Below are 9,840 nucleotides of genomic sequence, written 5' to 3' on the forward strand. Positions count from 1 at the left end.
GTTGGTAAGTTCTTTTCATACGTGATACACCTCCTGTAAAAACTATCTCTCATTATTCTATTTGTAATTATCCCAAGACAGTCTAGATTATTATAACGAAGAAAAAATAGTCTTGTCAAGCACAATTCCCCTATTTTTATTCATTCACTCAAGTATGATAGCATATTTTTACTTAATAGGAAACTATCTTTTGCAAATTCTTTTTCTAAACCTCAAATTTCTTCTCCTTTATTAAGACTTAATAAGATTTAACCCCCTTTTTTTCATTCAAAATAAAGATATCCACAGGTGTATAATGTTATCCACAAGGCTATGTATGACCTTTTTTTAATTTTTGTTATCCCTTAGTTATCACCTGGTTATCCACATACAAACATGCTGTGTAAAAACCTTATCCACCACCCTTTTATAATTGTGGATAACCTTTACAAGTATTAGCATGACAATCTTTGTATAGTGATAGTTATCCACAAAAATAGTCATTTATCTGTTGCGAAAAAAAGTTATACACCATCTGTTATTGCTTGTGGATAACTTTATTTACAAGCAGTGGACAAATTTTTTGCTAAAAAAACTACTTGTGGAAAACTATTTATAAAAGTGCTAAAATGACTTAGACACATTTTATAAGGAGGTTCTATTTTGGACGATTTACAAACACTCTGGATTTTTCTAAAAGAAAAGTTCAAAGAATCGCTCTCCAAAGTTAGCTATGATACATGGATAGAAAGTGCAAGCCCCATACGTATCACTGATAACAACATTATTATCGAAGTCCCTTCTTCTTTACATAAAGAATATTGGGAAAATAACTTAGCTACTCGAATTGTTGAAAATATTTATGAATACTCCAGTCGTGAAATTTCTCCATTGTTTATTATCAAAAATGAACAAGAAGCAAGCAATCTAGTAAATAAAAATTTGCGTAATGAGGTGCCTAAAAAAACCCTCTTTAAAAAAGATATTCAATTAAATACTAAATATACTTTTGATACGTTTGTTATAGGTAAAGGAAACCAAATGGCTCACGCTGCGGCTTTAGTCGTTGCAGAAGAACCTGGAACAATTTATAATCCTTTATTTTTCTATGGTGGAGTTGGACTTGGAAAAACCCATTTGATGCATGCTATAGGTCACCAAATGTTACTGCTAAACCCAGATGCACGAGTGAAATATGTTAGTAGTGAAACATTTGCAAATGACTTTATAAATTCCATTCAAAATAAAACACAAGAAAAATTTAGAAATGAATACCGTAGTGTTGATTTGCTTCTAGTAGATGATATTCAGTTTTTTGCAGATAAAGAAGGAACTCAAGAAGAGTTTTTCCATACCTTTAATGCATTATATGATGATCGAAAACAAATCGTATTAACTAGTGATCGTTTGCCTAATGAAATTCCTAAATTACAAGAACGCTTAGTATCAAGATTCGCATGGGGATTATCAGTAGATATTACGCCTCCAGATTTGGAAACACGTATTGCGATCCTAAGAAAGAAAGCCAATGCTGAACGGTTAGAAATTCCAGGTGACACGTTAAGTTATATCGCTGGTCAAATTGATTCAAATATTAGAGAATTAGAAGGTGCTTTAGTTCGTGTACAAGCTTATGCAGCTATCGAAAGTCGTGACATTACAACTAGTCTTGCTGCTGATGCCTTAAAAAGTATGCTGCCTTCAGCAAAACCGACCACATTGACTATCTTAGATATTCAAAATGCTGTCAGTAAATATTATCAGTTATCTATTGCTGATCTTAAAGGTAAGAAACGCATTAAATCGATTGTTTTACCAAGGCAAATCGCTATGTATTTATCTAGAGAACTTACGTCAAATTCACTACCTAAAATTGGGGCTGAATTTGGTGGGAAAGATCATACAACTGTTATTCATGCTTACGAAAAAATCGTTCATGTTTTGTCTGCCGATGACCAATTAAAACAAGAAATTACCGATATAAAGAAAAAATTAACGTAATCTTTTTCTTTTACACATGTGCATAACTAATAGACTTATCCTTTTTTTACTAACAAGTTGTCCACATGTGTAAAACCTTTTAAATAAAAAGGTTTTATTAGTTTTCCACAGTATCAACAGGCCCTACTACTATTACTAAAGAACTTATTAAAATAAATTAAACTATATTTGGAGGTAAATTTAATGAAATTTACAATTAAAAGAAGTGCCTTTTTAAAAAGCTTATCCGATGTACAACGTGCAATTTCTTCAAGAACGACTATTCCGATATTGACTGGTTTGAAAATCATTGCTAATGATGAAGGATTGACATTAACAGGTAGTGATTCAGATATTTCTATTGAAGCATTCATTCCTGTAGCTGAAGAAGACAATTTATTAGTTATTGAAAAAACTGGAGGAATTGTTTTACAAGCACGCTTTTTTAGTGAAATCGTAAAAAAACTTCCTGAAGAAACAATGACTATTGAAATACTGGATCATTTCCAAGCATTGATTACTTCTGCAACAGCTTCATTTACTATTAATGGTCTAGATCCTAATAATTACCCTCATTTACCGATTATTGATACGAAAGAATCATTTACTTTACCTGTAAACTTATTTAAGCAAGTAATCGGACAAACCGTTATTGCTATTTCAACTCATGAAAGTCGTCCAATACTTACAGGAGTAAATATAGTTATTGAAAATGGTAAGTTTTTAGCAGTTGCTACTGATAGCCACCGCTTGAGCCAACGTGTGATTCCTTTAGAAATGAATGATGAGCAAGCTTCAAAAAAATACAATGTTATTATTCCTGGTAAGAGTTTAATTGAGTTGTCTCGTACACTAGATGAAAATTCTGACACTATTGAAATGATGATCACTGAAAACCAAGTATTGTTTAAATCAGAAAATATGTATTTTTATTCTCGCTTGCTAGAAGGATACTATCCTGATACAAAACGTTTGATTCCTGATAATTCTTCAACGGAAATCAGCTTTAATGCTAATTCTTTATTAGGTTCGATCGAACGTGCTTCATTGCTTTCACATGAAGGAAAAAATAATGTTGTAAAAATTACGATCAATCCGAATTTGGTTAAGATTTCTGGAAATTCGCCGGATGTTGGAAATGTCAATGAGGAATTAGACTATCAATCTGTTGAAGGAGAACCAATCGAACTTTCTTTTAACCCAGATTATATGAAAGATGCATTGAGAACTTTTGGCCAAACAGACATTAAAATAAAGTTTACTTCACCAGTTCGTCCATTTATTTTAGTTCCTAGTGAAAACGATCAAGATTTTATTCAATTGATTACTCCAGTTCGAACTTTTTAAGGAAAATCAGAAAAACTACTTTTCAGGCAACTGAAAAAGTAGTTTTTTTTTAATATATGCCGAATAACCATGTTTTTTTCGATTTAAGCAATTATGGAGGATTTAAGGTCTTTTTTTATCTTTTGCTTAAAATCGATAATAGTAGGGTTATTTTTAGATTCATTTGTACTATTGGCAAAAAAAGAGTATAATAGTATTAATAAGCGGCAGCGTAATGCGTGGATTATCTCCACGCTTATTTTATTGAAAAGTAGGTGAAAAAAATGAAAAAAACTATAAAAATCGATCGTGAATTTATCACATTGGGGCAATTTTTAAAACATGAAAATATTATTAGCAGTGGCGGAATGGCAAAGTGGTATTTATCTGAACATACAGTCCTTCTTGATAACGAAGTTGAAAATCGCAGAGGTAAAAAACTTTATCCTGGTTCTGTAGTTGAAATACCTGGTGAAGGAACATTCTTTATCCAGTCAGAAAATGAAACTGCTAAAACAAATGAGGAAGAAAAATAATGTTATTGAAAGAGATCCATCTTTCCAATTATCGAAATTACGAACATGCTGAAGTTATCTTTTCTAAAGGAATCAATGTTTTCTTAGGAGAAAACGCCCAAGGAAAAACAAGTTTGATGGAGGCAATTTACGTATTAGCAATGGCAAGAAGCCATAGAACTGCAAATGATAAAGAAACCATTCGATGGGAACAAGAATTTGCACGAGTGAGTGGAAGAATTCAAAAGAAAAACACAAGTTTTCCACTTGAAATCTCTATTTCTAAAAAAGGTAAGAAAGCAAAATTTAATCATTTGGAGCAAAAAAAATTAAGTGAATACATTGGAAATCTAAATGTTATCTTATTTGCTCCAGAGGATTTGTCTTTGGTAAAAGGTTCGCCTTCTGTCAGAAGAAAATTTTTAGATATGGAAATGGGGCAGATGAGCCCTATTTATTTACATCATCTCGTGCAATATCAGCATTTGTTAAAACAAAGGAACAGCTATCTAAAACAATTAAGTCTAAAAAAAGTAAAAGATTTAACTTTTTTGGATATTTTAACGGAACAGTTAGCTGAGTTTGGGGCGGCTATTTTAGTAGAGCGTTTTTCATTTATAAAAAAATTAGAGAATTGGGCCAAACCTGTTCATGCTGAAATTTCTAAGCAGAAAGAAATTCTTGAAATCGGCTATTCTTGTAGTTTGAAAATTACAAACGAAACGGATAAAAAACAGATTTATTCAGATTTAATGAACGCTTATACGCAAGGTAGACAAAGAGAATTAGAACAGCGAACAACCGTATTCGGTCCACATAGAGATGATCTGAAGTTTAGTGTGAATGGGAGAAATGTTCAAACCTATGGCTCTCAAGGTCAACAACGAACGACAGCCTTAAGCGTGAAGTTAGCTGAAATTGATTTGATGAAAGAAATGACAGGTGAATACCCCGTCTTATTACTAGATGATGTCCTATCCGAGCTGGATGATGAGCGTCAAACACATTTATTGAAAGCAATTCAAAATAAAGTTCAAACGTTCTTAACGACAACTAGTTTAGATGGAATAAAGGAAAATATGCTGGAAACTCCCAAAATTTTTCTGATTGATAATGGACAAGTAGAAACGGAGAGTGAATGAGTGTGTCTGAAGAAATAAAAAGCAAACAAGATCGAGCAAAAGAATATGATGCGAGTCAAATACAAGTTTTAGAAGGTCTAGAAGCCGTTCGTAAACGTCCAGGTATGTACATTGGTTCAACAAGTGGTGAAGGATTACATCACCTTGTTTGGGAAATCGTCGATAATTCAATTGATGAAGCCTTAGCAGGTTTTGCTGATGAAATTAACTTAATCATTGAAAAAGATGAAAGTATTACCGTTATTGATAATGGTCGTGGGATTCCTGTTGATATTCAAGCTAAAACAGGCCGTCCAGCATTAGAAACCGTGTTTACGATTCTTCATGCTGGGGGTAAATTTGGCGGTGGAGGTTATAAAGTTTCAGGTGGTTTACATGGAGTTGGTTCCTCAGTAGTTAATGCACTTTCGACCACTTTAGATGTTTACGTACACAAAGACGGAAAAATCTATCACCAACAATATGCTCAAGGAAAAGTTGTTCATGATGTTGAAGTAATTGGTGAAACAGATAAACATGGTACAACTGTTCACTTCGTTCCAGATCCTGAAATTTTTAAAGAAACAGTAGAGTTTAATTTTGATAAATTAGCTACACGTGTCCGGGAATTAGCGTTCTTAAACAAAGGATTAAAAATTACGATTGAAGACAAGCGTGATGGTAAAGAAAAAGTTCTAGAATATCACTACGAAGGCGGTATTAAAAGCTATGTAGAGTTCTTGAATGAAAATAAGGCTGTTTTATATGATGAGCCTATTTTTCTAGAAGGCGAACAACAAGGTATTACTCTTGAAGTGGCTATGCAACATACAGATGGTTATCACAACAATTTATTAAGTTTTGCGAACAACATTCATACTTATGAAGGTGGAACGCATGAATTTGGGTTCAAAACAGCTTTAACACGCGTGATAAATGATTACGCAAAAAAGAATAAAATAATTAAAGAAAATGAAGAAAATCTAACTGGTGAAGATGTGCGAGAAGGATTAACGATCGTCTTATCCATTAAACATCCTGATCCTCAGTTTGAGGGACAAACAAAAACCAAATTGGGAAATTCTGAAGCCCGTACCATTACAGACCGCCTATTCTCAGCGCATTTTGATAAATTCTTAATGGAAAACCCACAAGTAGCTCGTCAAATCGTTGAAAAAGGTTTACTAGCAGCTAGAGCTCGTTTAGCTGCCAAAAGAGCTCGTGAAGTAACGCGTAAAAAGAGTGGATTAGAAATCAGCAATCTTCCTGGTAAGTTAGCGGATTGTTCGAGTAAAGATCCAACTATCAGCGAAATATTTATTGTTGAGGGAGATTCCGCCGGCGGTTCTGCTAAACAAGGACGTTCAAGACTCTTTCAAGCAATTTTACCGATTCGTGGGAAAATTTTAAATGTTGAAAAAGCAACACTAGATAAAATTTTAGCAAATGAAGAAATTCGCTCATTGTTTACCGCTATGGGTACCGGATTTGGAAATGATTTTGATGTTTCTAAAGCGCGTTACCATAAATTAGTTATCATGACAGATGCCGATGTCGATGGAGCACATATTCGTACATTATTATTGACATTGTTCTATCGTTACATGCGCCCAGTAGTTGAAGCCGGTTATGTTTACATCGCTCAGCCGCCTTTATACCAAGTGCGTCAAGGTAAAAAAATGGTCTATTTGGATTCAGATGAAGAACTAGATAATTATTTGAAAGAAATACCTCTTTCACCAAAACCTGTCATTCAACGATACAAAGGTCTTGGAGAAATGGATGCTGAACAATTATGGGAAACAACTATGAATCCAGAAAATAGACGGATGCTGCAAGTTACTGTTGATGATGCTATTGAAGCAGATAAAAGTTGTGATATGTTAATGGGTGACCGTGTTGAACCAAGACGTATATTCATTGAAGAAAATGCACGTTACGTACAAAATTTAGATATTTAATCCAAATAGGAGGACAATAAAGAATGGCTGAAGAATTTAAAGAGAATATAAAAAGTATTGAACTAAGCCATGAAATGCGCACATCTTTCCTTGATTATGCAATGAGTGTTATTGTAGCTCGTGCATTGCCAGATGTACGAGATGGATTGAAACCAGTCCATCGTCGTATTTTATATGGGATGAGTGAATTGGGCGTGACCCCAGATAAAGCGCATAAAAAGTCAGCACGTATCGTTGGAGATGTTATGGGTAAATACCATCCTCATGGAGATAGTGCGATTTATGAATCAATGGTTCGTATGGCACAAGACTGGAGTTACCGCTATCCGTTAGTGGATGGTCATGGAAACTTCGGATCAGTGGATGGCGATGGAGCTGCAGCAATGCGGTATACCGAGGCTCGTATGACAAAAATGGCGTTAGAAATGTTGCGCGATATCAATAAAGATACAATTGATTACCATGATAACTATGATGGATCAGAACGTGAACCAGATGTATTACCGGCTCGCTTTCCTAATCTACTTGTAAATGGTGTCACCGGTATTGCTGTTGGTATGGCTACTAATATTCCTCCGCACAATTTAACTGAGGTTATTTCTGCATTACACATTTTGATGAATAACCCCGATGCAACCACGGCTGATTTGATGGAAGCTATACCAGGTCCTGATTTCCCAACCGGTGGATTAGTAATGGGTAAATCTGGAATCAGAAAAGCCTATGAAACAGGTAAAGGTTCTATTATGGTTCGAGCTAAAGTTGAAATTGAAATACTAAAAAATGGCAAAGAACGCATTATTGTACATGAATTACCATATATGGTAAATAAAGCACGATTGGTAGAACGCATAGCTGATTTAGCTAGAGATAAACGAATCGAAGGCATTACTGATTTAGCAGATGAATCCGACCGGGATGGTATGCGTGTCGTGATTGATGTTAGACGTGATGTTAGTGCGAGTGTAGTCTTAAATAATCTATATAAATTAACTTCTTTACAAACCTCTTTTGGCTTTAACATGTTAGCTATTGTGAACGGTGTTCCAAAAGTATTGAGTTTGAAATCAATTCTTGAAGAATACTTGAAGCACCAAGAAATAGTGATTCGCAGAAGAACAGCTTACGATAAACGTAAAGCTGAGGCACGAGCACACATCTTAGAAGGTTTAAGAATAGCGTTAGACCATATTGATGAAATCATTCGAATTATACGAGGTTCAAAAACTGGTGATATCGCTAAAACGACTTTAATTGAGACGTACGGTTTATCAGAGAAACAAGCACAAGCTATTTTAGATATGCGAATGGTTCGATTAACTGGTTTAGAAAGAGACAAAATCGAAGCAGAGTATACTGAATTGATGGCTTTAATCGCAGATATGGCTGACATTTTGGCTAATCCAGCACGTGTACACACTATTATTGAAACGGAACTTCTTGAAGTTCAAGAAAGATTTGGAGATGCTCGTCGTACTGAATTATTAGTAGGAGAAGTATTAAGTCTTGAAGATGAAGATCTGATTGAAGAAGAAGATGTCGTGATTACGTTGACTAGCAAAGGTTATATCAAACGTCTTCCAAGTTCTGAATTCAAATCACAAAGACGTGGTGGACGTGGAGTGCAAGGAATGGGCGTTCATGATGATGATTTCATCGAAACCTTAGTTTCTTGTTCTACTCACGATACCTTATTATTCTTTACGAATAATGGGAAAGTCTACCGTTCAAAAGGATACGAGATTCCAGAATATGGCCGCACAGCTAAAGGAATCCCTGTTATTAACTTACTAGGAGTTGATTCAGGCGAAACTGTTCAAGCGGTCATAAACGTTAGAGGAGAAGCTGAAGAAGGTCTGTACTTGTTCTTTACGACTCGTCTTGGAACAGTTAAACGTACAGATGTAAAAGCTTTTTCTAATATCCGAAGCAATGGTCTAAAAGCTATTGTACTAAAAGAAAATGATGAATTGATGTCGGTTTCTATAACAAACGGAGATCAAAACATTATCATTGGAACACATATGGGTTATGCTGTAAGTTTCCATGAAAAAGATGTCCGAAATATGGGTAGAACTGCTGGCGGTGTTCGTGGTATTCGTTTAAGAGAAAATGATTACGTCATTGGAGTAGATCTATTAACTGAGGACTCGGAAGTTTTAGTTATTACAGAAAAAGGGTATGGAAAACGTACCAAAGCAAGTGAATATGCTATTAAAGGCCGTGGCGGAAAAGGAATTAAAACAGCTAATATCACAAGTAAAAATGGTAATCTAGCTGGATTAACGACTGTCAAAGGCGACGAAGATATCATGTTGATAACAAATACAGGTGTTATTATTCGTTTTAATGTTTCTGCAGTATCTCAAACAGGCCGTGCAACATTAGGTGTACGTGTTATTCGAGTAGCTGAAGATGTTAAAGTGTCAACTATGGCAAAAGTAGATGCAGAAGTTATCAAAGAAGAAATGGATGAAGCAGGAATCATTTCAGAATCGCTGTCTATAGAAGACAGTGAAATAAACGAATCGATTCAAGAGAATGATACTTCAAACAATTCTGATAACGATACAGAAGGTAACAATGACCTAACTGAAGACTAAAAGAGTAGAGAGAATGAGATCAATAGATCATTCTCTCTATTTTTTTGTTGTTTGACAAATGGTGTAGGTGTGTTTCAAAAGAAATTTCTTTTGGAATAAACGGGTCTGCTTGTAGCCATAGTTATTAAAAAAGTATTATATATAAGTGCAATTCAAGTATTGATGTTTAGAATGAAATGTGCTATACTAAACGGACGTGAGTAATCTAAAGAAACATTATTAGAATACTCTCCTTGCTCTGTAAAAAGAGCCAAAGTCCATAAGGAGGTGACAGTCAAGATGAGTAAAACAGCAAAATACGAAATTTTATACATTATCCGTCCAAACATCGAAGAAGCTGAAAAAGCAGCTTTAG

At 34.6% G+C, this 9,840-nt stretch carries 7 protein-coding genes; 6 read left to right on the forward strand and 1 reads right to left on the reverse strand.

Annotated elements, in window-relative coordinates; all coding sequences use genetic code 11:
• The first annotated feature begins 642 nt into the window (after nucleotides 1-642).
• The 6 genes from dnaA (at nucleotide 643) to gyrA (ending at nucleotide 9,485) form a co-directional block, all read left to right on the forward strand.
• Nucleotides 643-1,980 (forward strand): chromosomal replication initiator protein DnaA, encoded by a 1,338-nt coding sequence (gene dnaA, locus ABS911_RS12875; RefSeq protein ID WP_350467891.1) that lies wholly within the window; start codon nucleotides 643-645, stop codon nucleotides 1,978-1,980.
• Nucleotides 1,981-2,163: 183 nt separating this feature from the next.
• Entirely contained in the window at nucleotides 2,164-3,306 is a 1,143-nt protein-coding gene (gene dnaN / locus ABS911_RS12880) for a DNA polymerase III subunit beta (RefSeq protein ID WP_350467892.1), read from the forward strand.
• A 263-nt stretch (nucleotides 3,307-3,569) separates the two neighbouring features.
• Nucleotides 3,570-3,821, forward strand: coding sequence for a S4 domain-containing protein YaaA (gene yaaA, locus ABS911_RS12885; protein ID WP_350451293.1), 252 nt, complete (start codon nucleotides 3,570-3,572; stop codon nucleotides 3,819-3,821).
• Nucleotides 3,821-4,942: a DNA replication/repair protein RecF gene (gene recF / locus ABS911_RS12890; RefSeq protein ID WP_350467893.1), complete on the forward strand. Its 1,122-nt coding sequence runs from the start codon at nucleotides 3,821-3,823 to the stop codon at nucleotides 4,940-4,942. Before yaaA ends, recF begins: the two co-directional genes overlap by 1 nt.
• 2 nt (nucleotides 4,943-4,944) lie before the next feature.
• Nucleotides 4,945-6,882 (forward strand): DNA topoisomerase (ATP-hydrolyzing) subunit B, encoded by a 1,938-nt coding sequence (gene gyrB, locus ABS911_RS12895; protein ID WP_350467894.1) that lies wholly within the window; start codon nucleotides 4,945-4,947, stop codon nucleotides 6,880-6,882.
• 23 nt (nucleotides 6,883-6,905) lie between these two features.
• Complete coding sequence (gene gyrA / locus ABS911_RS12900; protein WP_350467895.1) at nucleotides 6,906-9,485, forward strand: DNA gyrase subunit A; 2,580 nt, start codon at nucleotides 6,906-6,908, stop codon at nucleotides 9,483-9,485.
• A gap of 152 nt (nucleotides 9,486-9,637) precedes the next feature.
• On the opposite strand, the gene ABS911_RS12905 is transcribed toward gyrA, so the two are convergent.
• On the reverse strand, nucleotides 9,638-9,840 hold a 203-nt coding region (locus tag ABS911_RS12905), incomplete at its 5' end, for a hypothetical protein (RefSeq protein WP_350467896.1).

It is taken from the genome of Carnobacterium sp. (genome assembly GCF_040274425.1).